Source organism: Brevundimonas sp. DS20, from assembly GCF_001310255.1.
GTDB classification, from domain to species: domain Bacteria; phylum Pseudomonadota; class Alphaproteobacteria; order Caulobacterales; family Caulobacteraceae; genus Brevundimonas; species Brevundimonas aurantiaca.
This window is the reverse complement of sequence record NZ_CP012897.1, coordinates 414,892-439,037: the sequence shown is the minus strand read 5'-3', so window position 1 is coordinate 439,037 and position 24,146 is coordinate 414,892. Positions and strand designations below refer to the sequence as shown.

The window sequence follows — 24,146 nt, the reverse complement described above, 5'->3', positions numbered from 1 at the left end:
AAGCCCTCAATCTGACGATTTCCAACCAGCCTCTCCAACAGTGAACACAGCCGATCAAACCTCGGCAAGACCCAGGCGACCCCGGCGTTCAGACCGCTTCGGGTCCGCCGGATGACAAGAAAAATCCCGCCCGGCCGAAGCCGAGCGGGTCATTGATCCAGATCGTGATGTCTCAGGCGGCCCGGGCCTTGATGGGCACGTGCCGCAGCCCGTTCTCCATCGCCTTCTGGCCGAGGTTGAGCGCCGGTCCGAACGGCCGCTGATCCTCCCGCACCCCGGCCAGCGAATGGACCAGGGTCAGGCAGACCTCCGGCTCCAGCGCGATCAACTCGTCGTTCGCCCGGAAGGGAGCCGCCTTTCCGTTCCTGTCGAAATCCGCCCGGGCGAGGATCAGCTTCACCCCCTTCTGCTGGGCCCATTTGATCGCCAGCTTCTCGGAGCCTTTCGCCCCGGTCGTCGCCAGAGCCATGTCCGGCCACTCCCCCTTAGCCCAGTTGAGGGCGTCGAAGATCCGCCCGGCGTCCTCGGCCGTGTCCGCCATCGGCGCGCCCCGGAAGGCGACGACCGGACCGCCCGGATCGGCCTCTCCGGACCGACGATTCCGGATCGCCCGGATCGCCTGTTTCGCCTCCAGCTGCGCCGCCGTCAGATGGGTGCCGCGCCGTGATCCCCGCCAGGCGGTCCAGACCTCCCCGGTCGCGATCGTCCAGGTTTCGGAGGCCGCATCCCGGATCAGTTCGCAGGCCTGCGTCGCCGCATCTCCGGATCTCGCTTTCGCCGTTGCGTCCTGAAGTTCGACATCGGCCGCTTCCGATCCGTCGAAATCCCGATCCAGGGCGCGCATCGCGTCACGGGCGCGGTCGGCGTCCCGTTCAATCCGTCCCGCGGCCGAGTGGAAGGCGCCGATAAGCGCTTCGCCGAGGATCGTCTGATAGTCCTCCAGAGCGGTGTCGGAGATCACGTCCACGAGCTCGGTCATGAGCGCGCGCCCCAGCTGGATCAGGGCGTCCTCGGTGGGGTGCGGACGCGCATCCCCCAAGGACGCGGTCAGGTCGTCGAAGGCGGAGTCGGTCTTCGAAGAGGCGGAGAAGGCGGTGTTGAAGTGGGTCATCGAACCATTCCTTTGAAAAGAGACTGTCGAAGCGCCCCATGCGCAACGACCCCGGCTTTGGCCACGGCGGGGTCCTCGGCAGTCACCGGAGCGGAGGGCCGCTTGCCCTCCGTGGAGGGGAACGGCGCAGCCGTTGACTTCCGGGGTGCCGTGACAAAGTCGGAGGGCGTTGTGTGGGGGCAAGTCGTCGTCGCCCTTCGCGACGACGACTCCATTCGGCGCCGTCGCGCCGATACGGACGAGAAGGCGTCGATCTTCTCGTCCCTCGACGCCGGCGGGCCGGCGGCGCATCCCCAGGCGAGCGAGCCGTCCTCAAGGCGCCACGCCCGCGAGGCGCATAAGGCCCTCCACCGACAGCGGTGTGGGCCGATAGGCGATCGCTGCATGGGCGGCGCAGAAGGCGCCGCGTTCAGACGGACGACCGCAGAGGCTGAAGGCGGCGTCGCCCGGTTCGCCATACGGCCAACGGCAATCCATCCGCCTCACCGACAGAATGGTCGCAACGCCATCGGGCGGCGGCTCGGGCGCCACGTGATGCGCCGCCTCGCGACGAGTCCGGGCGCCTGTGCGCCCCTCCGAGAGGCCGAGGCGAGCGACCTTGCCGAGGACGGCGTTGCGGGTGAGGCCGCCGCCGAGTTCCAGGGCGATGGTCTCGGCGCTCCGCCCTTCGGGCCACAGGCGCTTCAGCAGATTGATACGGGCTTGGGTCCATGCGGACATGGCGGTCTCCTTCGGCGAGCCCCGATGGCTCGTCCGACCGCGCCCTTCCTCCGGCCTTTCCGTCGCCAGCACGAAGAAGGGCCCGAGGCGCAGCGCGCCCGGGCCCTTCAAATCTCCCCTTCGGATCAGAACGGGATGTCGTCGTTGAGATCGTAGCCGCCGCCCGCCTCGACGCCGCGATCGGCGACGCCGGAGCGGTCTTCGGACGGTTCGCCGACGACGCGCCGGTTCTTCAACCGGATGTCGCTGACGACGAGGCGAAGGTCGTAGTGCTCCACCCCGTCCTTGCCGGTCCAGGTGTCGTTTTCGACATGGCCCTGGATCACGACGCGGCTGCCCTTTCGGGCATAGGGCTGGATGTAGTTTTCAGCCGTCGCCTCGTTGAAGCAGATACAGTTGAAGCCGGTGGTCCGCTCGCCGGGTTCACCGTTGGCGCGCCGGAAGCGGGTGGTTTCCACCACGCGGAAGCTCGCGCGCTTCTTGCCGGAGCCTTGCGCCGACAGGATGGAAGGGTCTGCGGCCAGGTAGCCTTCGAGGGTCAGGGTTTGCATGGTCAGTCTCCTTGAAATCAGGATGAGCGGTTGAGGATCAGGCGGCGGCGCGGTCGTCCGCCGCGTCTGCGCTCGCATCGGCCTGGCGGTCTTCCGCCCAGTCGAGGACGGTGAGCCGATTGATCACCAGCTCCTTGGCCGTCCGCTCCGACCCGTCGCGGGCGGTGTAGGCGGTGTCGATGAAGGCGCCGATCACGACGGCCTCGCACCCTTGCGCCAGCCCGCGCGCGATGACCTTCTCGTTGAGGCCCTTCGACCAGCTGACGCAGTTGACGCCGACCAGCCGGGCCTTGCCGGCATTGTCGGTCCCGCGCTGTTCGAGCAGGCGGAAGACCGCCTTGCCGAAGTCGTCGCTGATCTGGGGGTCGGCCGCGAGGCGGCCCGTGAACACCATGGTCTGCATATCAGTCTCCTGTTGATGCGAAGCCGCCGGGGAGCCGATCTCCCCAATCCCGCTTCGCCCGAGACCTCCCTTCCTCCTCAGCTCCCGGCCGGGCGCTTTCGCCCCGGGCGTGACCGCCTGGACTGTCGCTATCGATCCGCTTTCGCGCGATGCTGGGGCATGTGCGTTCTCACCCTCGCCTGGGATATCCACCCGGACTGGCCGCTCGTGGCGGCCGGCAACCGCGACGAAGAGTACGCTCGACTTTCGGAACCACTGGTGCTCCGCCGGGTCGTTCACCTGACCGATACGGCCAAGGTTGTTTGGAGTGACGGAACGCGAAGGGCCGTCGTCATGCGTGGAGACCGTCACAGTGCGCATGGTTTCCAAGCGCCTCAATCACTCGGCAGTCGGAAATCCGCCCACCTGAGCAACTCGCCGCCTGAATACGGGTGAGTTCGGCGTGCAGCGCCTGAAGCCCGGCGATGCGAGTCTCAACCGCCGCAAGCTGGCGTTCGGCGATCCGGTTGACCTCCGTGCAGGGCTGGTCGGGTTCGTCGGACAGCGCCAGCAGGGCGCGGATGTCGTCGATCTCGAACCCCAGCTGCCGCGCGTGGCGAATGAAGGCGAGCCGCCGCGTCGCAGCGCCGTCGTAAAGGCGTCGGTCGCTCGCGGTGCGGGGCGGCTCCTCCAGCAGTCCGATCTTCTCGTAGAACCGGATCGTCGGAACCTTCACGCCGGTCTCGGCCGAAAGGCGCCCGATCGTCCGGAGCGGGGGAGGGGATGGGTCTCTGGCCATGCTCGAAATATAGGGCTTGATCCTCTAGTGGCTAGAGGATGCATGAAGGGTGCATGACGACGCCCGCTCCGACAGAATCCTGCGCCCCGGCCCGAGGCTGCTGCGGCCATCAGGTCCGGTTCGACGGGGCCTCGCCCGCCTATCGGCGCGTGCTGATGGCCGTCATCGCCCTTAATCTGGGTGGGTTCTTCGCGGTCGCCGCGGGCGGTCTCATGCAGGGATCGGCGGCTCTCGCCGCCAATGCGATGGACTTCCTGGCCGACAGCGCCACCTACGCCGTCAGCCTCTGGGCCATCGGCAAGTCCGTGCGGGTGCGGTCCGGTGCCGCAGTCTTCAAAAGCGCAAGCCTCCTCGTCATGGCCGTGAGCATTCTCGGCTACGCCGTCTGGAGAGCGGTCACGGGGCAGCCGCCCGAAGGCGTCGTCATCACCGGTCTGGGACTGGTCGGCTTCGCCGCGAATCTAATCGCCGCCCTGCTGCTCGTGCGTTTCCGTGACGGTGACGCCAACGTGCGCTCCGTCTGGCTTTGCACACGGAACGATCTGATCCACAGCCTGGGCGTCGCCGCGGCCGGCGGGCTGGTCTGGCTGACTGGATCCCGGTGGCCGGACTTGCTGGCGGGCCTTCTGCTGGGCGGCGTCTTCCTCCAGTCCGCCATTTCGATCTTGGTGCAGGCTAGGGCGGAGAGCCGCGCAGCCCACGCCGCTGTTCGGACTTTGTAACGCATTGCCTAACTTCGAGAACGAAAGTATGCAGCGCGCGATGACCTGGTCGATGACGACATGGGCGAAGCTGATCGTGGCGATGACTCTTGTCTTCGCCGCCTTCTTCTTTGCGCCCGCCGTCGACGCCGCGACCTGTCTGCCGGAACCGCCTGCGGCTCACGCGGTCGTCGATCATGATCAAAGCGAGGGCGACCACAGCGGCAAGAGCGGCGGTCACGGGATCTGCTCGCACGGCCACTGCCACCACACCTCAACGGCGCGCGGTCCTGCCGTGGACGCCTTTGCTCCGTCGTTCGGCGAGCCTCCTCTGCAAAGCGGCCGACAGGATGACTTCCGGGCGTCCATCACGCCTGACGGCCTGAAGCGTCCTCCCAGAGTCTGACCGAAGACCTGCGCCTTAGCGCGCCTCTTCGTCCTCAGAAACTCTGGAAATGAATCATGTCTCCCACATCTCGCAGGCGGCCGCGTTACGCGGTCGGCTGCGCCCTCGCTGCGATCGCGGCGACCCTGGCCAGTCCCGTATGGGCTGACCCGGCCCCGACCTATGCCCAACTCCTCGCCCAGCTCGGGGACGCTCCGGCGACACTCGAAGCCGGCGCCAACTATGACGCCGCCGAGGCCCGTGTCCGTCAGGCACGGGTGCGGCCCAACCCCGTCCTCGGCTTCGATGTCGAGAACGCCTACGGCTCAGGTCCCTATTCAGGCCTGAACAACGCGGACATGACCTTGGCGCTGAGCCAGGATCTCGAGCTGTGGGGGCGTCGTTCGACGCGTATCGCCGCCGCCCGCGCCGAGGCCGGTGCGGTCGGGCTGCAGCGGGATCTCGCCGTGGTCGACGCCGCCGGCCGTCTCGCCCTCGTCTACGCCGAGGCGGAAGCGGCGCAGAGGCGCGCGACCCTCGCCGAGGAAACCCTGACCCTCACGGTCGCGGACGCCCGCGCCGCCCTGACGCTGGTGGAGGAGGGACGCGAGCCCCTGCTGCGCGGCATCCAGGGCGAGGCCGAGGCCGCCTCGGCCCGCGCTACGCGGGATGAGGCCGTCGCTGAGCGCGACGCCGCCTACGCGCGCCTGACCGCGGTCGCCATGACCCCGGTCGCCGTGACCCGGATCGACGACAGTCTCCTGGACGAGACGCCCGCGACGATCGGCTCCGTGATCGATGACGCTCCTACGGTCCGCGTGGCCGAGGCGCAGCGGTCCGCAGCCGAACGGCGCATCGATGTTCAACGGGTTCAGGCCCGCCCGGACATCAACGCCAGCATCGGCATCCGCCGCTTCGAGGCGGAGGACGCGACGGCCCTGACCTTCGGGATCAGCATGCCGTTGCCGCTGTTCGACCGGAACCGGGGGAACATCGAGGCGGCCCAGGCCGAATTTCGCGCGGCCGACGCCCGGCTGATGAGCGCACGGCAGGAGGCCCAGGCGGATCGCGCCGCTGCGGTCGCCCGCCTCGCGGCCTCCGTCAGCCGCGTCAACGCCGCCGACGCCGGCGTCACCGCCGCCGAGGAAGCCTACCGCCTGTCGCGGATCGGCTTCGAGTCCGGCCGGATCTCCCAGGTCGAACTGCGGGTCACCCGCACAGCCCTCGTCAACGCCCGGTCCGCCGCCGTGGACGCGCGTCTCGCGCGTGTCCGCGCCGAGATCGATCTCGCGCGCCTCAACGGCCGCGCCCCCTTCGAAGGAGCCCAGTGATGCGCAAAGGCACATCCAACAAGACACTGCTGATCGGCGGCGTCGCCGCCTTGGTCGTACTCGGAGGCGGCGGCCTCTGGTTCGCTACCCGGTCCGCCGAACCGGCTGCGCCGCCGGCCGCTGAAGGCGAGGCCGGCCATGCCGAAGAGGAGGGCGGACATACCGAGGGCGAGGCCGCCGAGACCGAGACCGAGGGGCGGGTCGAACTGACCGCCGCAGAAATCCAGGCAGCGGGCATCACGATCGTCGGCGTTGGCGGCGGTGGCGGGGGCGAAACCCGTCTGGCCGGTCGCGTCGAGCCGATGGTCGATTCCCGCGCCGCCGTCGCCGCTGCCGTCGGCGGGCGCGTCGAGCGGGTCCTCGTCGCCCCGGGCCAGTCGGTCCGGGCGGGCCAGCCGCTCGTCAGCCTCGTCAGCGGCGAGGCGGCGACCTTCCGCGCCGAGGCCGATGCAGCCGGAGCTTCCGCCGAGGCGGCCCGTCAGGCCTATGAGCGCAATCGCAGCCTGTCGGATCAGGGCATCGTCGCGCGTCAGGAAGTCGAAGCGTCACGCGCCCAGTTCCTGAGTGCAGAGGCGCAGACCCGCGCCGCCCGCGCCCGTTCCGCGGCCGCAGGATCGCCGAACGCCTCGGGACGGCTGAGCGTGACCAGCCCGATCTCCGGTGTGGTCAGCAGCGTTCAGGTCGGACCGGGCGGCTTCGTCGCCCAGGGCGGCGTGGTGGCTGAGGTCAGCAACCCGGCCCGGGTCGAAATGGTCTTCAACGCGCCGCCGGCCCTGGCGGCCAATGTCCGCGCGGGCTCGCCCATGCGCGTCACCGGCCCGAACGGGGAGTTCGACGCCGTCGTCACCGGTGTCGCGGCCGACGCCGGTCTCAGCGAGAGCGGTGCGACCGTGATCCGCGCCCGGCCTTCCGGCGCGACCCTGCCGCCGGCCGGGTCGGCCGTCACCGGCGCGGTCGTGACCGGCCAGGCTGCCGGCGGGATGACCGTTCCCACGGAGGCGGTTCAAACGGTCGACGGGAACACCGTCGTCTTCGTTCAGGTCGAGGGCGGCTTCCAGGCCGTGCAGGTACTGGCGGGCCGTCAGGCCGCAGGCCGCACCGAGATCCTGCGGGGACTGACCGGCTCCGAACGCGTCGCCTCCGCCAACGCCTTCCTGCTCAAGGCCGAGATGGCCAAGGGCGAAGCCGAGCACGGGCACTAGGGGGGCGTCATGTTCAAAGCGATTATCGAAGCCTCGGTTCGCTTCCGATGGTTCGTGGTCCTGGCGACGGCGATTGTCGCCGCCTTCGGCCTCTACAACCTGACGCAGCTACCCATCGACGCCGTCCCGGACATCACCAACCGGCAGGTCCAGATCAATACCATCGCCCCGGCGCTCGCGCCCGAGCAGATGGAACGCCAGGTCACCTATCCCCTCGAAACCGCCATGGCGGGCATTCCGGGGATCCAGACCACCCGGTCGCTGAGCCGAAACGGCTTCAGCCAGGTCACGGTCATCTTCTCCGACAGCACGGACATCTACTTCGCCCGCCAGCAGGTGGCCGAACGGATGGCCCAGGCGCGCGAGCGACTGCCCGAGGGTGTGGAGCCGGCGCTTGCGCCGATCACCACCGGCCTCGGCGAAGTCCTCATGTGGACGGTCGACTTCAAGCCGTTCAACAGCGCCAATCTCGCCAAACCGGGTGAGCCCGGCTGGCAGGCCGGCGGCGCCTATCTGACGCCCGAAGGCGAACTGCTGACCACGCCACAGGCCCGCGCGACCTATCTCCGCACGGTCCAGGACTGGATCATCGCCCCGCGCATGCGGACCGCGAAGGGCCTGGCCGGCGTCGATGTGAACGGCGGCTATGTGAAGGAGTATGCGGTTCGGCCCGACGCTGCGCGTCTGGCGGGATACGGCCTGAGCCTCAACGACCTCATCGTCGCTCTGGAGCGGGCCAACACCCAGGCCGGTGCGGGCTATGTTCAGCGGTCCGGTGAAGCCCTGACCGTCCGAACCGACGCCCTGGCGCAGACCATTCCGGATCTCGCCCAGGCCCCCGTGGTCAACCGCAACGGACTGGTCGTGCGGGTCGCCGATGTCGCCACCGTCGAAATCGGCCAGGCGCCGCGTCTCGGCGGCGCCAGCCGCGACGGCCACGAAGCGGTCGTCGGTACGGCGCTGATGCTGGCCGGCGGCAACAGCCGGACGGTGGCCCAGGCCGCCGCCGAACGTCTGGAGGAAGTCTCCGCGAGCCTGCCGCCGAGCGTCGTCGCCGAACCGGTCCTGAACCGGAGTTCGCTCGTCAACAAGACCATCTCGACGGTCGCCAAGAACCTGATCGAAGGCGCCCTGCTGGTGATCGTGGTTCTGTTCCTGCTCCTGGGCAACATCCGGGCGGCCTCGATTACCGCCCTGATGATCCCGATCAGCTTCCTGTTCGCGGTCATCGGCATGAACCGCTTCGGCATCAGCGGAAACCTGATGAGCCTCGGCGCGCTGGACTTCGGCCTTCTGGTCGACGGCGCGGTCGTGGTGGTCGAGAACACCCTGCTGATGCTCAGCCAGAAGCGGGCCGAGGCCGGCCGGATGCTGACGCGTCGGGAACGTCTGGCGGTCGCCGGAGCCGCGGCGCGTCAGATGGTCAAGCCGGCCGCCTTCGGCCAGCTCATCATCCTGCTGGTCTTCACGCCCCTGCTCATGCTCGAGGGCGTGGAGGGCAAGACCTTCATCCCGATGGGCGCGACGGTCATGCTGGCCCTGGTCGGCGCCTTCATCTTCTCCTTCACCTTCGTGCCGGCGATGACGGCCCTGCTGGTGCGGGATCCGAAGAAGGTGGAGGTCGACGAGCACGGCCACGCGCACGAGCACGAGACCTTCATCCTCCGCTATGCGCGCCGATGGATCGAACCGGCCATCCGCGCGGCCGTCGATCGTCCGAAGATCGTCCTGGCGTCCGCGCTCGGCGCTCTCGTCATCGGCGGCATCGCCTTCAGCACCCTGGGGCGTGAGTTCATCCCGACCCTGGACGAAGGCGACATCGCCATGCAGGCGCTTCGCGTGCCGTCAGCATCGCTGGAGCAATCCCTGGCGATGCAAATGGCGCTCGAGCGCGTCATCAAGGCCCAGCCCGAGGTGAAGACCATCTTCGCCCGGACCGGGACGGCCGAGGCGGCTGTGGACCCGATGCCGCCGAACATCTCCGATGCGGTCATTGTCCTGAAGGACCGCAAGGAATGGCCCGATCCGAACCTCCCCAAGGAGGAACTGATCGCGCGCTTCGAAGAGCTCGCCGCCGGCCAGCTCGGCAACAGCTTCGAGTTCAGCCAGCCCATCGAACTGCGCTTCAATGAGCTGATCTCCGGCGTCCGGACTGACCTCGCGGTCATGGTCTACGGCGATGACTTCACCCAGCTGCAGGCCACGGCGGACCGGGTCGCCAACGCCCTTCGCGCGACGCCCGGGTCTGCGGACGTTCGCGTCGAGCAGGCGTCGGGGCTCCCAACCCTGACCGTCAGCGTGGATCGTTTCGCGGCCGCCAACTACGGCTTGTCGGCCGCCGATGTCTCCGAGGCGGTTTCGGCCGCGGTCGGCGGCGCCGAGGCCGGGCAAATCTTCGAAGGCGATCGTCGCTTCAGCGTCGTCGTCCGTCTCGCGGATGATGCACGGAATGATCCGGCGGCCCTTGCGGCTCTGCCGGTAACGACCGCCACAGGCGTGACCGTGCCGCTCTCCTCCGTCGCCCGGATTCAGGTCGCGGAAGGACAGAACCAGATCAGCCGCAATGACGGCAGCCGGCGGATGGTGGTGCAGGCCAACGTTCGCGGGCGCGACCTGGGCGGCTTCGTCACCGAGGCCCAGGCCAAGGTGGAGGCCGACGTCGATCTTCCGACCGGCTACTCCCTGACCTGGGGTGGCCAGTTCGAGAACCTGAAGCGGGCCGAACAGCGTCTGGGGCTGGTCATTCCGATCGTCTTCATCCTGATCGGGGTCTTGCTTTTCATGGCTCTGGGATCCTTCGCCGAGGCGGGCCTGGTGTTCGCGTGCGTTCCGTTGGCTCTGGTCGGCGGCGCCCTGGCGCTTGTCCTCAGGGGGATGCCGTTCTCGGTTTCCGCAGCGGTCGGCTTCATCGCCGTGTCCGGCGTCGCGACCTTGAACGGTCTCGTGCTGATGCAGGCCATTCGGGAGCGTCTCACGGGCGGAGCGGCGCCGCGTCTTGCCGCCATCGAAGGCGCGACAAGCCGGCTTCGCGCCGTCCTGACGACGGCTCTCGTCGCCATCGTCGGGTTTATCCCGATGGCATTCGCTCACGGCGCCGGCGCCGAAGTGCAGAAGCCGCTGGCCACCGTGGTCATCGGAGGCCTGCTCACGGCCACCGCGCTGACGCTCCTTGTCCTTCCGACCTTCGCGGCCAAGGCCGTGAAACACCGGAAGGCGGAAGGGATCGAGGAATGAGCGGGGCCCACGAAACAGAGCAGGTCCAGCGCCGCACCCTCCTGGTGGTGCTGTTCCTGAACGCTCTGCTGTTCGTGGGCCTGGGAGTCGGCGGCCTCGCCGCCGACTCCAGCGCTCTGCTCGCGAACGCCGTCGACAACGGCTCCGACGCGGCCGTCTATCTGATCAGCTTCCTCGCCGTCGGGCGCGCGCTGATCTGGAAGACGCGGGCGGCTCAGGTCTCCGGCGTGATGCTGCTGATCTTCTCGGTCCTCGTCCTGCTCGACGCCCTGCGCCGGACGCTGACGGGAACCGAGCCGGTCGGACCGACCATGATGGTGCTCGCTGTCGTAGCGGCGGTTATCAATCTGATCTGCCTGCTGTTGATCCGTCGTCAGCAGAGCAGCGACGTCAACATGAAGGCGGCCGAGACATTCAGCCTGAACGATTTCGCCTCGAACGGCGGCATCCTCGTCGCAGGCGGCCTGGTGATGTGGTTGGACCAGTCGTGGCCCGACCTGCTGGTGGGGGTGCTGGTCGCCGCCATAGCCGCCAAGGGCGGCTTCGACATTCTACGCGATGCGCGCCTTGCGCGACGCGACGCGGAGAGCTCGGTGACATGAGCCCGCCGTTGATCGACATCGCCTCCGTCCAGCGCTGGCGCAAACTCTTCATCGCCGCCGGGTTGTTCGCCCTGCTGGCCTGGACCGCTCTCGTGAAGGCCCAGCCACAGCTCGAGCATCCCGTCGAACATCTCGGGCTGATCGCCATCATGGTTTGCGTCTTGGGGCGCGCCTGGTGCTCGCTCTACATCGGCGGCCGAAAGAAGCAGGAGATCGTCACCAGCGGGCCTTATTCGCTGTGTCGAAACCCGCTTTATGTTTTCAGCTTCATCGGCGCATTCGGGATCGGCGCACAGACGGGCAGCCTGACCGTCGGCGCCACCTTCGCCGTCGCCTGCTGGATCGTGTTCCGCATCGTCGCGAGCCGAGAGGAAAGCTTCCTGACGTCGGCCTTCGGCGACACCTACCGCAGCTACGTCGTGCGCACCCCCCGCTTCGTTCCGAACCTGCGCCTCTGGCGTGATGAGGCGGAACTGTCCGTCCGGCCGGCCTTCTTCCTCCGGACTGTCCGCGACGGCCTTGTCTTCCTTCTGGCGTTGCCCGTGTTCGAGGGACTGGAGCACCTCCAGAACCTCGGCTGGCTCGACGCTCTCATCGCCCTACCGTGAGGTCGAGATGAACCGCAAGCGACTGGTCATCCTCCTGAGTGCGGCTTTGGCGATCGCCGCCTTCGTCGCTGGAGCCGTCGCCCAGCGCGCCGGGATGTTCGTGCCTGACCGCTCGATCCCTACCCGTGATGTCTCCTGAGGAGCCCGATCATGCCCAAGACCCTCCGCCTCAACATTCCCGTCCTCCTGCCTCATGCGCCCGATGTGCAGGACGGCTGCGTTGGACGGCTGATCGCGCTGTTGCGGGCCGAACCCGGCGTCTCTGAGGCGCATGTCGCCGAAGGCGAGGGAGGCCCAGAGCTTTGCATCCATTACGACCCCGACCAGCTGTCGCTGGCTCAGGTCCGTCGCCGTGCGCGTCAGGCCGGAGCCGAGGTCAGTGAGCGTTTCGGGCATCTCGTCGGGCGAGTGGAGGGTGTCCGCCACGCCCGGCACGCCCGCACGCTCGCGGCCGCGCTCGGCGAAGAAGCCGGCGTGATCGAGGCGGTGCTGGATCCGGCTGGCGCTCTGCGCCTGGAGTTCGACCGGCAGATCACGAACCGTGAGACGCTTGTCGATCGCCTTGCGAGCCACGGCCTCGCACTGGTCGGAGCGACGGAGGACGCTGCTTCAGCCACTGCAAAGCGCCCTGATGCGCAGCCGACTGCGCCATCCGATGACGAGGCCAGTCATACGCCCGATGACGGTCACGGCCATGGCCACTTCGATGGCGATGGCCATGACCACGGACATTCCGAAGGCGACGGGCACGACCATGGTCATGGCGGCTTCCTCGGACCCAACACGGAGCTCATTTTCGCGGTCGGCAGCGGTGTCGCGCTCACGATTGGTTGGCTGATCGAGAAATTCATTCCGGGCGTGCCGGGATGGCTGCCCTTCGGCCTTTTCCTGATCGCCTATGCCTTGGGCGGCTGGTTCACGGTCGGCGAGGCTGTCGGGAATCTGCGGCGCAAGCGTTTCGAGATCGACACCCTGATGCTGGTGGCCGCAGCCGGCGCCGCGGCGCTCGGAGCCTGGGCGGAAGGGGCGCTGCTACTGTTCCTGTTCAGCCTCGGGCACGCCCTCGAACACTTCGCGATGGGTCGCGCCAAGAAGGCGATCGAGGCTCTGGCCGCCTTGGCCCCGCGCACCGCTCATGTGCGGCGAGGAGAGGCCGTCGTCGAACTTCCGGTCGAAGAGCTGGAAGTCGGCGACCTCGTCGTCGTCCGGCCGAACGAGCGTCTCCCGGCCGACGGCTTCGTCGTGAAGGGAACATCCAGCGTGAACCAGGCTCCCGTGACAGGGGAGAGCATTCCGGTGGACAAGCAGCCTGTCCTGAACCCCGAGGAGGCCCGCGCCAAGCCGGCGAATGTCTCGGCGGCGTCGGTGGTCTTCGCCGGCACCATTAACGGCGGCGGCGCCATCGAGATCGAAACGACGCGTCGATCCAACGACACCACCTTGGCCAAGGTCGTCCGGATGGTGAGTGAGGCCGAGACCCAAAAGTCGCCGACCCAGCGCTTCACCGATCGCTTCGAGCGCGTCTTCGTGCCCCTCGTGCTCGGTCTGGCCTTCGTCCTCCTGTTTGCATGGGTTGTCGTCGACGAGCCGTTCCGCGACAGCTTCTATCGGGCGATGGCCGTGCTGGTGGCCGCCAGTCCGTGCGCTCTCGCGATCGCCACGCCGAGCGCGGTGTTGTCCGGGGTCGCCCGGGCGGCCCGCGCCGGGGTTCTCGTCAAGGGTGGCGCGCCGCTCGAAAACCTGGGAGCGCTCGACGCCATCGCGTTTGACAAGACCGGGACGCTGACCGAGGGGCGGCCGCGGATCACCGATGTCGTTCCGTTCGGCCAGACGACAGAGAGCGAGCTCCTGGAGATTGCTGTCGCGGTCGAACGGCTCAGCGATCACCCCTTGGCGGAAGCGATCGTCCGCGACGGAAGCCAGCGGTTGGTCGCCGCCCCCGTTCGAACCGCAACGGATTTGCGTAGCCTGACTGGCAAGGGCGTCACGGCACGCCTGGACGACCAGGATGTTTGGATCGGCAAACCGGAGATGTTCGGTTCGGACGCCATCGCTCCGCTCGCACCGGACACCGAGATCGCCGTCGCGGGCCTTCGAAACCAGGGACGGACGCTCATGGTGGTTCGCCGCGGGACAAAGGATCTCGGGGTCATCGGCCTTCTCGACACGCCTCGGGCCAAGGCGCGCGAGACCCTTACCGCGCTCCGCGCGCTCGGCATTCGCCGCATGATCATGATCTCGGGCGACCACCAGAAGGCGGCCCAGGCGGTGGCCGGTCAGGTCGGGCTGACCGAGGCGTGGGGCGACCTGATGCCGGAGGACAAGGTCGACGCCATCAAGAAACTCCGGGCGGAGACCAAGGTCGCCATGGTCGGCGATGGCGTCAACGATGCTCCGGCGATGGCCACCGCGACGGTCGGCGTCGCCATGGGTGCGGCGGGATCGGACGTCGCCCTGGAGACCGCCGACGTAGCCTTGATGGCGGATGATTTGTCGAAGTTGCCCTTCACCGTGGGTCTCAGCCGTCAAACCCGCCGCATCATCCGCCAGAACCTGTTCGTCAGCCTCGGGGTCGTGGCGTTCCTCGTCCCGGCGACGATCCTCGGTCTCGGCATCGGCCCTGCCGTCGCCCTCCACGAGGGTTCCACCCTGCTGGTCGTCTTCAACGCGCTTCGCCTTCTGGCGTGGCGCGGTCCGCGCGGCGTCGAATGACCCGCCTTCAGGAAAGCAAAGGATAGTCCAATGAAACGTCTCGGCTGGGTTGGCGTCATCGCCGCCTTTCTCCTGATCTCGGTCTTCGGCTTCGGGATGCTCTCGCGGCAGGGTCGCCCGGCGCCGGAGCCGACGGCAGTCGATGCACGCCCGATCGACCAGCATGCCGGGCACGGCGATGCCGCCTCGGATAATCCCGCCACCCGTTCCTACAAGGAGGCGAACGAGCGGATGCACGCCGCTATGAACATCGACTACAGCGGCGACGCCGATGTCGACTTCATGCGCGGGATGATCGCCCACCACGAGGGGGCGGTCGCCATGGCAAGGATTGCGCTCGACCAAGGTTCGGATCCCGAGGTCAAGGGCCTCGCGGAGGAGATCATTCGGACTCAGGAAGCTGAAATTGTCCGTATGCGGGTGTGGCTGGCCAACCGCGCGGCTCGCCCGGCGGACGCGCAGGGCTGAAGCCATGGGGGGCAAGCGATCCCCGATCCGGAGCAAGGCTCCTCGATGGCGTCCAGGGCGCTACAAGGGGCGCGGCCGGTCCAAGCTATACGGGAGGCCAGAGCCGTTCCGGCCGGTGCAGGACACACTGATCGCGATTGGCGCGAGCCTCGTCGCCGGCGCGATCGTCGTCTGTCTCGCCGTACCGCTGGCGGCGACCTACCGCATCCCGGTGTTCGTGTCCTTCGGCGTTCTCATGTCGCTCCTGGCGATCATGACCTATCGTCTCGGGCGGAAGGGGCAGGCTGGACGGGTCATGACCGCCGCCATGGCGACTGTATGTCTCTTGGGGTTCGGCCTTCTTGTTCTGACGCGAGATCAGTTGCAGTTCGGTCCGCGTCATCACGATCACCCCGGAGTGGCCGAAGCGGCACGGCCTTGAGACTGCAGCGCAGACCGCCAGGCCGCAGCCGGTCTGGGTTTCGCGGGACGGTGTCGCTCTTCCCATTTGGTAATCGTCGGCGCGCTGCCGCTGTTGATTCCAGTCGCCGGACTTGTCGGTATCGCGCCCGGCGACCCGCAGTGAGCCGGCAAGCGTAAGTCGCTGTTTCGCTAGGCTGCGGCACCCTCCAGGATCGACTGGACCGGATGGCGGCGCAGCACCCCCTCCACGACATCGGGCCGGTCCACCGGAACGAAGACCCGTGGGGCATAGGCGATGATCTCGACGAAGCAGCCGAGCGAGACCAGGGCGTCACGGTCGGTGCGGCCCCCGACCACTTCCAGCCGCCAGCGGTCCATGACCCGCGATCGCTTGAGCCACAGGCCGCCCGAAAGGGCGAGCTGGACATTGCGGTCGAGTACGGCCGCAGCGGTGCGCCCGCCATCGGCCCAGGCGTCGCCGACCTCGGTCAGGCCCAGCGCCGTCTTCAGGCTGGCGGCCTGAACCTCGTCCAGCACGCGGCCCAGCCAACGCCGACCGTCCGGCGCGCGTACGCGGCGAACCGAACAGCCCTTGGACGGCAGCCTTCCCCAGATTGGCAACAGAAGGCCGGTCGCCAGGGTCAGGCGGCGCGTCCGCCACGGATCGGTCGCGGCGACTTCGGCGTCCCAGACCGCCCGCCACGCCGCCTCATCGGTCTGGGCCCAGGCCGACTCCTCGAACGTCTTCTCCGGCGTGACCTGATGCTGGTCAGGCCGCAAGAGGCGCACCGCCGGAACAAGCCGGTCGTCATCGGTCGTGGTGGTCAACCCGAACTCGGCCAGGGCGGCGCGGCCGGAACGGTCGTTGACGACCAGGCGGAAGGCCGAGCCTTCAGCGCCTGCCAACGCCGCGTCCGAGCTGACGAGTTCACGCCGCACCTTGAGTTCGAAGGTGACGAGTGCGGTTTCCGCCCCGGTCGAGACGTCGGTCCGGATGGTCTCCTCCTCCACCACGGCCAACTCCTCAGCCTCGATGTCCTCCAGCCCGCGGTCCAGGTCGGCCGAGGCGGCGGCCCTTTCGAGAATGCCTGAAAGGATGCCGTCGAAGTCGGCGAACAGGGCGTTCTGGTCGGCGATGCGCAACGCCAGCAGCCGGTTCAGGAAGGTGTGGATCGGCGGCAGGTCGTCGGAGAGCTTGAGCCCCCCGTCGGCGTCGCGCAGCTTCAGGCCGGTCCTGGTCTCGAAGTCCTCCAGCGTCATGGACGACAGCTCGCCAAAGCCGAGCGCGCCATAGAAGACGAGCAAGGCGCGTCGCGCCCACGGGCTTTCCAGATTGTCCTCGGCCCGGAACAGACCGGCCCCGGCCGTTCGGCGTTCGCCGCGCGTCAGGGCTCCCAGCGAATCCAGCCGTCGAGCGATGGTCGAGGTGAACCGCTTCTCGCCGTGGATGTCGGTGGTGACCGGGCGGAACAGCGGCGGACAGGCCTGATGGGTGCGATGACTGCGCCCCAGACCCTGGATGGCGGCATCCGCCCGCCAGCCCGGTTCGACCAGGTAGTGCGAGCGGCGCTGCTGGTTCGGCGCCGAGAGGTCGGAGTGGTAGCTGCGTCCTGTGCCGCCTGCGTCCGAGAAGACCAGGATACGCTTGCGGCCGGACATGAAGGCGTCGGTCTCCGACCGCGCGGCCGAGGCGCCGCGGCGCTCGACGAGCCGGCGTCCGTCGCGCGCGACGACGCGACGCGACCGTCCCGTGATCTCTGCGACCGCCTCTGTTCCGAAGGTGTCCAGAAGGGCGTCCAGAACGCCGGGCACGGCGGGCAGGAGCGCCATCTTCTCGATCAGGTCTTCGCGCCGGCGCAACGCCTCCTGGCTCACGGCGGGCCGGCCGTCGACCATGACCGGGACCAGCGTCACCGAGCCGTCGTCACCCTCGATCGCCTCCATGAGATTCACCGGGAAAGCCTCGCGCAGATAGTCGAGGACATATTCGCGCGGCGTCAGGTCAATGGAGAGGTTGTTCCATTCCTCCGGCGGGATGGACGCCAGTCTTCGCTCCATCACCGCCTCGTTCGTCGAAACGATCTGGATCACGGCGGAACGCCCTTCGGTCAGGTCCGCCCGGATCGACGCCGCAAGCGTCGGCGCCTTCAATCCCGCGAGGAGGTGGCCGAAGAAGCGCAGCTTGGCGCCTTCAAACGCGGAATGGACGGCTGAGGCGGCCAGGCCGCTCTTGGCCTTGCCTTCCTCATCATTGAAGCCGGTCGCTTTCAGCGCCTCGCCCAGATTGGCGTGGATCAGCTGGAAGGCGTCGGCCCAGGCGTCCCAGATGCTGATGTCGTCCTCGGTCAGGGCGTGGAAGAGCGGCTCGTACTCGACGCCCTCGAACGACAACGACCGCGCCACATAGAGGCCGAGCGCCTTGAGCTCGCGCGCGACGAGCTCCATGGCGGCGACCCCGCCCTTGTCCATGGCGTCGAGGAAGTCGTCGCGGGTGACGAAGGGCGCCTCCGGCCCGCCCCAAAGACCCAGACGGGCCGCGTAAGCCAGATTCTCCGCGGTGGTGGCGCCGGTCGCCGAGACATAGAGCACCCGGGCGTTCGGCAGCCGGTTCTGAAGCGCCAGGCCGGCCATCCCCTGCAGGGAGGCCTTCTTCGTTCCCCGCGCCCCCTTGCCGCCCCCCGCGGCGTTGGCCATGGCGTGGGCCTCGTCGAAGGCGATGACCCCGTCGAAATCCTCGCCCAGCCAGGCGACGATCTGGTCGAGCCGCGACATCTTCTGGCCGCGCGCAGGCTGACGCAGGGTGGCGTAGGTGGTGAAGACAATCCCGCGATCCAGCCGCACGCCATCTCCCAACTTCCAGCTGTTGAGCGGCACGATGTCGTGGGCCCCGCCGCCGATGGCGGCCCAATCGCGCCGGGCGTCGTCCAGCAGGGAGTCGTTCTTCGACAACCACAGGGCCTTGGTCCGCCCCTGGGCCATGTTGTCGGCGATGACGGCGGCGATCTCCCGGCCCTTGCCGCAGCCGGTGCCGTCGCCAAGGAAGAAGCCGCGCCGGAGCTGGACGGAACCCTCATCCTCCTCCCGCGACAACCTGAGCTGACGAGCCGACTCTCCCGGCGTCCACCAGGCGGGCAGCATGCCGGCGTGAGCCTCGCCGGCGTAGATGACCGTCTCCAGCTGGGCGTCGGAGATCCGGCCGTCGAGACGCACCGCCGCCGGAAGGACCGGCCGGTATGACGGGGCGGGCGGGGCGACCGAGGCCATCGGACCGGACTCGACCAGGGCTGACGGGTGGGGCGTCTGCGCCGTCAGGGCGATCCGCGCCAGCCGGTGCGCCTGGTAGAGGCCGACATCGCGGCCCTCGCCCGTCCAGGCGAGGGTCTGATAGGTGATGGGGGACGCTCCCGCGAGGAAGCCGAGACGCCCGGACGGCAGGGCGAGTGACCGGTCCCGGGGCGCCAGCAAGGTCTGCGCCCCGAGTTCGAGGCGAACCCTCGGCCTCGCCTTGACGCGCTCGGGCACAGCCGAGGCCAGGGCGGCACAGGCGGCGAGATCTTCACCGTTCGCGAGCGCAGCGACCGCGGCGCCGCCCTCGAGCCGGTCCAGAACCAGCAACCCGGTCTCCACGCTGGTGCCGTGCCTGGAGAAGGCGCGTGGCGGAAAGCCGATCCGGGCGACGACACGCCCCCTGGCGCTCAACCGACGCATCAGACCCTCGTCGATGAGGGCGGTGATCGGCACGACGGCGGCCAGGCGCCCGCCATCGGCCAGGGCCGAGAAGGCCCCGGTCAGATGCGCCTCCAGATCGGTGAAGGGCGGATTGCAGACCGCGACGTCGAACCCGCCCGCGCCCGGCAACAGGTTCTGGACGCGTCGTCCATCAAGACGTGACCGCGTCGCCGAAACGAAGAGGCCGTCGAGCAGGACGGCGCGACCCTCGGCCAGTTCGTTCAGCGTCAGAACTCCGCCGCAGGCCTCGGCCACGATAGCGATCAGCCCGGTGCCCGCCGAAGGCTCCAGCACTTGGTCACCCGGGCGAACCTGACCGGCCAGCACCACGAGCGCCGCCAGTTCCGGCGGCGTGGAGAACTGGTCCAGCGCGATCTGATCTTCGCTGCGTCGGCTGTGGGTCAGACCCAGGGCGCCGACCGTCGCCAGAAGGACGGCGATGGCGGCCGGCGCGTCCTCGAGCCGCGACACCTGGGGCGCCAGCCGGCGGATCTGCAAAACGGTCGCCGCCTCGATGGCCTCATAGGCGTCCCGCCAGTTCCACAAGCCCTCGGCGTCCGACCCGCCGAAGCCGGTGGTCATGACGCTGGAGACCAGTTTGCGGTGCAGCGGGCGGGACCGGGCCAGGTGGGTGGCGAGCACCCGGGCTGCGGCCATGAGGTTGGCGGCGCGGTCGCACGGGCGTGGTGCGCTGAAGAGCGAGAGGCTGGCGGTCTGAGGCGGTGTCTGCGCGGCGGTCATGGGAAGGGCTCCGTCGCCTGGAGCGGCGGGCTCATCCCTCCGGTCCTCCAGGCTCGCGCCCAGCCGCCCTTCCTCCCGCCTTCCATGACGAAGGCCCGCCGCGACGATGTCGCGACGGGCCTCGTCGTCTTCACGCCTGGATCAGGCGGCGTCGTCGAGCGCCGCCTCGCCTTCAGCGGTGACCTCGAAGGCGCCGACGCCGTCGTCAGCATCGCCTTCGCTCTCTTCCGCCGTATCGCTCTCCGGACCGTCAGCGTCCGACGCCGCGACCTCGTCGACGTCGGGCGGTGTGGTCCAGGACAGGCTGGCCGGCGCCCATCCCTTCTCGGCCGCATTCTCCTCGACCCAGGGGATCAGATCGGCCTTCTTCAGCAGGGCCGCTCTCACATCGGCCCGGTCCATCTCTTCCAGCATCTTCAGCAGCAGGGTTTTGGAATGCGGCTTCAGGAACTCGGCGTCCGGGGTCCAGTGCAGACTGATGTCCGCGCCGCAAAGCTCGGCGAGTTCAGCGGCTTCGGCCCGGGCCGACTTGCGGATCAGTGTGGTCCGCTCCTCCCGAACATCCAGGGAGAGGGCGGTGAGCTCGGCCAGCAAACCCATCTTGTCGCCATGGGCGAGACCATGCACCCAGGCGATCACCGTCTGGCCCGACGCCTCCCACGCGGCGCGTCGATCGTCGAGCCTCTGGCGGACCTCGCCGTCCAACGCCTCGATGACGCGACCGCCGGTCGGCTTGAAGGCGGACGCGGTCAGGGCGAGGGCGGACTCGGACCTCTGGCCGGAGGTCCTGACGGCCAGCTGATTGAACAGGCGGGCGATCAGCGCCGTGAAGGCGACGCCGGGATCGTCGGCGAGGGCGCGGATCAGACCGCGGGTGGCCACGTCGGTGCGCACGGCGTGAAGGGCGTGGTTGACGCCCTCGGTCTCGGGTTCCGGCGTATCGACCTCGGGCGGCCGGTAGACGGGAGCGGCAGCGATGCCCCCCGCGGAGGCGGGCGCCTCATCGTCGGTCTCGTCCTCGACTTCCGGTTCCACGGGCGTGAAGCACCGGACTTCGATCCCGGTGCGTAGTGCAGGACGCAGGACCAGGGTCGTGGCTGCCCGGCCGCTCCATCCCGCCTGATCCATGGCCAGGCGGTCGCGGATCATGACGTCGAGCGCGGCGTCCACCGCCTCGGCGTCGGTCGTCTCCGTCAGGACCGCCTCGACCCCTTCGACGGCGGCGTTGAAGGCGTCTCGCTTGTCGCGGTAGGCCGCCATCTCCGTGGCCGGAAGCATGCCGCCGTAGACGTAACCGGCGGCTTCCAGATCGTCCGGCAGGTCCGGTTCGGGGCCCGCCGTGACGTGGACCGCCAGGCCCTCGGCCTCGTAGATCAGGGCGATCTCCCGTGCACGTCGGGTCCAGGCCTCCGTGAGAATGGCCGGGTCCAGCAGCACCGGCGGCAGCTCGCCGAACAGATCGGTCTCGGAGCGGCCGCCGGCCTCGGCGTATCGCTCCGGGCCGATGAGGGCGCAGCGAGGGTCGCGCGCGGTGACGCGAGCCTCGTCGAGCTTTTCGGTCACGCGCCAATCCTGGAAACCGTGACCGTCGAGGGTCATCCGGGCCAGCTCCGCCTGCTCGTCGGGGTCGGAGAGCCTGGCGAGCAGGCGCGCCTGGCGCAGGTTCAGCCGGCCGAGCCGCAGCGCCTGCAGCGCGACATCCGGCAGGGCGGCAAGGGCCGCGAGACGTTTGATGTCGATTTCCGCGTATCCCAGCGCCTTGGCGATCGTGGGCACGCCGAGCTTGCGTTTCAGCATCCGGCCGATCGCCGCGATGATGTCGGCGACATGGACCGGCACGGCCGTGTTGGTGAGCAGGACGGCCGCGGCCTGGCGGGCGGGATCCGTCTCGACGAAGACATCGACGAGGAAGCTGTCGTCGATACGTCCCTGTTCGACCAGAAGACGAAGCGCCAGCAAGCGCCGCCTGCCGTCGAGCGCCATGTTGGCGGCTTCCTTCTTTCGACCGGGCCGGACGGTCAGGGGCTGCAGCTGACCGGCGGCGAACAGAGTCTCGGCAAGCAGCGGAATGTCATCGTCGGAGGGCTCGCCGAAGCGAAGGTTCTCCGGGGCGATGTCGAGATCACGGAGATGGACCAGCGGGCGGTTACGGGTCGACGCGACCTGGAAGGGGGTGGCGACGACGGCGACGGCGGTGGAACGGGACATGAGGGCTCTCCTGCCGTAGGCGAGGTCCATCCCCGCCTTTACGGCGCCCGTCCGCGCTCTTCCTTTCCCGCTTTCTGATGGTCTCGAGCGGCCTCGTTCCAGTCGCCGAACGGGGCTGGGGGAAAGGCGACGATCGCTTCCACGCCATCGCGCTCGAGCCGCCTGGCCAGCCGCATCGCGGCGATCTCCCCGGCTTCGCCCCGGTCTCCGGCGATTAGAACCGTCGAAACATGGTGGGGTGCATGCCACCGCGAGAGGTTTCCGGCTGACATGAGCGCCCAGCCCGGCAGGTCGAAGCGGACCATGGCGGACAGGGTGGTGACGACGCCTTCGGCCACCAGCATCCGCGCCGCCGCGGGACGCAGCCGTACGGCCGATCCCGGCGGGACTTGGCCCACGGTCTTGCGGGGAACGCTCAGACCCGATGCGACCTGCCCGTTGGTCGCGAGATAGGTGAGCTCGACGGCCGTGAGATCCCCCGAGGGCGACCGGATCCCGGTCATCATCGCGCGTCCGACGCGCCGCCCCGGCCGGTAGACCGAGAGGGGCGCGCGGGGATGTTCGAGCAGGTCGTCGAGGTCTTCCCGCCAAGCGACGCCGCGCACGGCGAGGTGACGTGCGACCACGCCGGTCCGGGCGGGCCTTACCCCATCCTGCCAGAGCGCACCCGCGACCGCCCGCCGTCGGGGGTGGTCGATCACGGGCCTGTCCGGCGTGTCCGCGACACCCATGAGCCGACCGCCGTGATCGACCAGTCCGCGACGCCGCAGGTCGTCGCGCACCTCCCGCCAATCGGCCGCGCCGAAGGTGTGGATGACGACACGGCCGCCATCGAGCAGGAGCGAGACGGAACGGTCCGCCTTCCCATGGCCGGGCGCCGGCACATTGGCGCGCAAGCCGTTCTGGTAGAGGTCTCCGCCGAGGATCGCCACGATCTGGCGCAGGCTCACCGGAAGTGCCCGAGGGTGCGCAGGCTGGCCGTACCGTCCCTCCCGACGACCAGATGATCGTGAACCTGGATGTCGAAGACCTTGGCGGCGTCGACGATCTTCCGCGTCATCTCGATGTCGGCGCGGGACGGCTCGGGATCGCCCGAAGGGTGATTGTGCACGAGGATGATGGACGCGGCCGACCCCTCCAGCGCCCGCCGCACGACCTCGCGCGGATAGACGGGGGCATGGTCGATCGTGCCCTGGGCGACCAGTTCGTCGCTCAGGAGCCGGTTGCGCTTGTCGAGGAACAGGGCCCGGAACTGCTCGCGGGGTTCCTCGGCCAATGCGACCCGAACATAGGCGAGCAAGGCCGTCCAGCTGGTGATGACGGGCCGTCTCGAAGCCTCGGCGCGGACCAGCCGTTCGCTGAGCACACGAAGCAGTTTCAGGTCGGTGAGAGCCGCTGGTCCCAGTCCGCTGGCGCGCGCCAGTTCCGGCACATCGGCGGAAGCAATGGCGGCGATGTCGCCGAACCGGTCGAACAGGGCGTCCACGGCGGGCATTGATGTCTGTCGCATGCTGCGGCCCAGCAGAAGCGCGAGGAGGGCGCGGTCGTCGAGGTTGGCGAGGGAACTCGTGTCGGGCGAACGCCCAGCCGCGGCGATCGCGGGTTCGAGGTCAGGAAGCGGGCGCATGGCGGTCTCCAGCAAGGCTCCCAAGCGGAGCATTCCCGGCCGCCCTTCCTTTCTTCCCGATCGCGCTTTTCGATCCGACCGGATCGGCCCAGGTTGATCCGATGAAATGGTGGCTCATCCTCCCGCTCCTCGCCGCGCCCGCGATCGCCCATGCCGATCCGTGCGAGGGGCGACTGCCAGATCGCGCCGGACAGGTTTTCTCGGGGCAAACCCGCTATGTCGGCGATGGCGACGGGCTCTGCGTCGGCGACAGCACGAACCCCTCCACCTGGATCGAGGTGAGGCTCGCGGACTTCAATGCCCCGGAGCTCAACGCACCGGGCGGACGCGCCGCCCGGGACCAGTTGCGCCGTCTGGTGATGGGCCGACGCCTCGAATGCGTGGCGACGCGAGGACGTAGCGGCCGGGTGATCGTCTATGATCGGGTGATCGCGACCTGCCGGCTCGACGGTCGTCGTGTCGGCGACCTCCTGAGGGCCGCCGGGGTGCGCGAAGGCGGCAACTGACCCGTCACGGCTCGGAGACGAGCCGACAGCGAGAATATATTGCGGTCCGGCCGGATCGGGCAAAACGGCTCACCCGCGTGACACGCCTCTATATCGGCGTCGACGGCGCCCGAGGACCGGATTTGCG

Annotated in this window: 22 protein-coding genes; 13 read left to right on the top strand and 9 right to left on the bottom strand. The window is 68.8% G+C overall.

Annotation, left to right across the window (positions count from 1 at the left end; all coding sequences use genetic code 11):
- Positions 1-172 precede the first annotated feature (172 nt).
- The 4 genes from JL11_RS02145 to JL11_RS02130 form a co-directional block, all read right to left on the bottom strand.
- The gene (locus JL11_RS02145; RefSeq protein WP_035307847.1) at positions 173-1,111 is read right to left on the bottom strand and encodes a DUF2493 domain-containing protein; all 939 of its coding nucleotides are present in this window, start codon (positions 1,109-1,111) and stop codon (positions 173-175) included.
- Positions 1,112-1,423: 312 nt separating this feature from the next.
- Positions 1,424-1,831, bottom strand: a complete 408-nt coding sequence (locus JL11_RS02140; protein WP_066555132.1) for a GcrA family cell cycle regulator — start codon at positions 1,829-1,831, stop codon at positions 1,424-1,426.
- A 125-nt stretch (positions 1,832-1,956) separates the two neighbouring features.
- Positions 1,957-2,382: a single-stranded DNA-binding protein gene (locus tag JL11_RS02135; RefSeq protein ID WP_035307844.1), complete on the bottom strand. Its 426-nt coding sequence runs from the start codon at positions 2,380-2,382 to the stop codon at positions 1,957-1,959.
- Positions 2,383-2,419: 37 nt separating this feature from the next.
- Positions 2,420-2,785 (bottom strand): single-stranded DNA-binding protein, encoded by a 366-nt coding sequence (locus tag JL11_RS02130; protein ID WP_035307841.1) that lies wholly within the window; start codon positions 2,783-2,785, stop codon positions 2,420-2,422.
- 15 nt (positions 2,786-2,800) lie between these two features.
- Between JL11_RS02130 and JL11_RS18220 the strand changes: the two genes are divergently transcribed.
- Positions 2,801-3,220 (top strand): NRDE family protein, encoded by a 420-nt coding sequence (locus tag JL11_RS18220; protein WP_368664386.1) that lies wholly within the window; start codon positions 2,801-2,803, stop codon positions 3,218-3,220.
- Here JL11_RS18220 and JL11_RS02125 read toward each other — a convergent pair.
- A complete protein-coding gene (locus tag JL11_RS02125) occupies positions 3,117-3,563 on the bottom strand; it encodes a MerR family transcriptional regulator (protein WP_035307839.1) in 447 nt (148 codons plus the stop codon). The genes JL11_RS18220 and JL11_RS02125 overlap by 104 nt on opposite strands.
- A gap of 53 nt (positions 3,564-3,616) precedes the next feature.
- On the opposite strand from JL11_RS02125, the gene JL11_RS02120 reads away from it, so the two are divergent.
- The 11 genes from JL11_RS02120 to JL11_RS02075 all read left to right on the top strand — a co-directional run bounded on the left by JL11_RS02120 (position 3,617) and on the right by JL11_RS02075 (position 15,227).
- Positions 3,617-4,285, top strand: coding sequence for a cation transporter (locus JL11_RS02120; RefSeq protein WP_054764212.1), 669 nt, complete (start codon positions 3,617-3,619; stop codon positions 4,283-4,285).
- A 28-nt stretch (positions 4,286-4,313) separates the two neighbouring features.
- On the top strand, positions 4,314-4,670 hold the full coding sequence (locus JL11_RS02115; protein WP_197019742.1) for a hypothetical protein: 357 nt from the start codon (positions 4,314-4,316) through the stop codon (positions 4,668-4,670).
- A gap of 56 nt (positions 4,671-4,726) precedes the next feature.
- Positions 4,727-5,980, top strand: a complete 1,254-nt coding sequence (locus tag JL11_RS02110; RefSeq protein WP_054764211.1) for a TolC family protein — start codon at positions 4,727-4,729, stop codon at positions 5,978-5,980.
- Positions 5,980-7,182, top strand: coding sequence for an efflux RND transporter periplasmic adaptor subunit (locus tag JL11_RS02105; protein ID WP_054764210.1), 1,203 nt, complete (start codon positions 5,980-5,982; stop codon positions 7,180-7,182). The genes JL11_RS02110 and JL11_RS02105 overlap by 1 nt, the downstream gene beginning before the upstream one ends.
- A 9-nt stretch (positions 7,183-7,191) precedes the next feature.
- Positions 7,192-10,416, top strand: coding sequence for an efflux RND transporter permease subunit (locus tag JL11_RS02100; RefSeq protein ID WP_054764209.1), 3,225 nt, complete (start codon positions 7,192-7,194; stop codon positions 10,414-10,416).
- A complete protein-coding gene (locus JL11_RS02095) occupies positions 10,413-11,018 on the top strand; it encodes a cation transporter (RefSeq protein WP_035307831.1) in 606 nt (201 codons plus the stop codon). Before JL11_RS02100 ends, JL11_RS02095 begins: the two co-directional genes overlap by 4 nt.
- An 8-nt stretch (positions 11,019-11,026) precedes the next feature.
- Complete coding sequence (locus JL11_RS02090) at positions 11,027-11,626, top strand: methyltransferase family protein (RefSeq protein ID WP_224764254.1); 600 nt, start codon at positions 11,027-11,029, stop codon at positions 11,624-11,626.
- Between the two features lie 7 nt (positions 11,627-11,633).
- Positions 11,634-11,765, top strand: a complete 132-nt coding sequence (locus tag JL11_RS18060) for a hypothetical protein (RefSeq protein ID WP_255347087.1) — start codon at positions 11,634-11,636, stop codon at positions 11,763-11,765.
- Between the two features lie 11 nt (positions 11,766-11,776).
- Positions 11,777-14,338 (top strand): heavy metal translocating P-type ATPase, encoded by a 2,562-nt coding sequence (locus tag JL11_RS02085; RefSeq protein ID WP_035307827.1) that lies wholly within the window; start codon positions 11,777-11,779, stop codon positions 14,336-14,338.
- Between the two features lie 30 nt (positions 14,339-14,368).
- A complete protein-coding gene (gene copM / locus JL11_RS02080) occupies positions 14,369-14,806 on the top strand; it encodes a CopM family metallochaperone (RefSeq protein ID WP_035307825.1) in 438 nt (145 codons plus the stop codon).
- A 115-nt stretch (positions 14,807-14,921) separates the two neighbouring features.
- The gene (locus JL11_RS02075; RefSeq protein ID WP_035307824.1) at positions 14,922-15,227 is read left to right on the top strand and encodes a hypothetical protein; all 306 of its coding nucleotides are present in this window, start codon (positions 14,922-14,924) and stop codon (positions 15,225-15,227) included.
- A gap of 170 nt (positions 15,228-15,397) precedes the next feature.
- On the opposite strand, the gene JL11_RS02070 is transcribed toward JL11_RS02075, so the two are convergent.
- The 4 genes from JL11_RS02070 to radC form a co-directional block, all read right to left on the bottom strand.
- Entirely contained in the window at positions 15,398-19,678 is a 4,281-nt protein-coding gene (locus JL11_RS02070; protein WP_035307822.1) for a strawberry notch-like NTP hydrolase domain-containing protein, read from the bottom strand.
- A 141-nt stretch (positions 19,679-19,819) separates the two neighbouring features.
- Entirely contained in the window at positions 19,820-21,886 is a 2,067-nt protein-coding gene (locus tag JL11_RS02065; RefSeq protein ID WP_052004749.1) for a ParB/RepB/Spo0J family partition protein, read from the bottom strand.
- Between the two features lie 38 nt (positions 21,887-21,924).
- Entirely contained in the window at positions 21,925-22,836 is a 912-nt protein-coding gene (locus JL11_RS02060; RefSeq protein WP_054764208.1) for a toprim domain-containing protein, read from the bottom strand.
- Complete coding sequence (gene radC / locus JL11_RS02055) at positions 22,833-23,528, bottom strand: RadC family protein (protein ID WP_231681370.1); 696 nt, start codon at positions 23,526-23,528, stop codon at positions 22,833-22,835. Before radC ends, JL11_RS02060 begins: the two co-directional genes overlap by 4 nt.
- Before the next feature lie 86 nt (positions 23,529-23,614).
- Here radC and JL11_RS02050 point away from each other — a divergent pair, with 86 nt between their 5' ends.
- Positions 23,615-24,019 (top strand): thermonuclease family protein, encoded by a 405-nt coding sequence (locus JL11_RS02050; RefSeq protein WP_035306061.1) that lies wholly within the window; start codon positions 23,615-23,617, stop codon positions 24,017-24,019.
- Positions 24,020-24,146 lie beyond the last annotated feature (127 nt).

Coding starts and splice junctions, on each gene's coding strand:
- JL11_RS02145 (WP_035307847.1), bottom strand. CDS start 1,111: ATGACCCACTTCAACACCGCCTTCTCCGCCTCTTCGAAGACCGACTCC.
- JL11_RS02140 (WP_066555132.1), bottom strand. CDS start 1,831: ATGTCCGCATGGACCCAAGCCCGTATCAATCTGCTGAAGCGCCTGTGG.
- JL11_RS02135 (WP_035307844.1), bottom strand. CDS start 2,382: ATGCAAACCCTGACCCTCGAAGGCTACCTGGCCGCAGACCCTTCCATC.
- JL11_RS02130 (WP_035307841.1), bottom strand. CDS start 2,785: ATGCAGACCATGGTGTTCACGGGCCGCCTCGCGGCCGACCCCCAGATC.
- JL11_RS18220 (WP_368664386.1), top strand. CDS start 2,801: ATGCGAAGCCGCCGGGGAGCCGATCTCCCCAATCCCGCTTCGCCCGAG.
- JL11_RS02125 (WP_035307839.1), bottom strand. CDS start 3,563: ATGGCCAGAGACCCATCCCCTCCCCCGCTCCGGACGATCGGGCGCCTT.
- JL11_RS02120 (WP_054764212.1), top strand. CDS start 3,617: ATGACGACGCCCGCTCCGACAGAATCCTGCGCCCCGGCCCGAGGCTGC.
- JL11_RS02115 (WP_197019742.1), top strand. CDS start 4,314: ATGCAGCGCGCGATGACCTGGTCGATGACGACATGGGCGAAGCTGATC.
- JL11_RS02110 (WP_054764211.1), top strand. CDS start 4,727: ATGTCTCCCACATCTCGCAGGCGGCCGCGTTACGCGGTCGGCTGCGCC.
- JL11_RS02105 (WP_054764210.1), top strand. CDS start 5,980: ATGCGCAAAGGCACATCCAACAAGACACTGCTGATCGGCGGCGTCGCC.
- JL11_RS02100 (WP_054764209.1), top strand. CDS start 7,192: ATGTTCAAAGCGATTATCGAAGCCTCGGTTCGCTTCCGATGGTTCGTG.
- JL11_RS02095 (WP_035307831.1), top strand. CDS start 10,413: ATGAGCGGGGCCCACGAAACAGAGCAGGTCCAGCGCCGCACCCTCCTG.
- JL11_RS18060 (WP_255347087.1), top strand. CDS start 11,634: ATGAACCGCAAGCGACTGGTCATCCTCCTGAGTGCGGCTTTGGCGATC.
- JL11_RS02085 (WP_035307827.1), top strand. CDS start 11,777: ATGCCCAAGACCCTCCGCCTCAACATTCCCGTCCTCCTGCCTCATGCG.
- copM (WP_035307825.1), top strand. CDS start 14,369: ATGAAACGTCTCGGCTGGGTTGGCGTCATCGCCGCCTTTCTCCTGATC.
- JL11_RS02070 (WP_035307822.1), bottom strand. CDS start 19,678: ATGACCGCCGCGCAGACACCGCCTCAGACCGCCAGCCTCTCGCTCTTC.
- JL11_RS02065 (WP_052004749.1), bottom strand. CDS start 21,886: ATGTCCCGTTCCACCGCCGTCGCCGTCGTCGCCACCCCCTTCCAGGTC.
- JL11_RS02050 (WP_035306061.1), top strand. CDS start 23,615: ATGAAATGGTGGCTCATCCTCCCGCTCCTCGCCGCGCCCGCGATCGCC.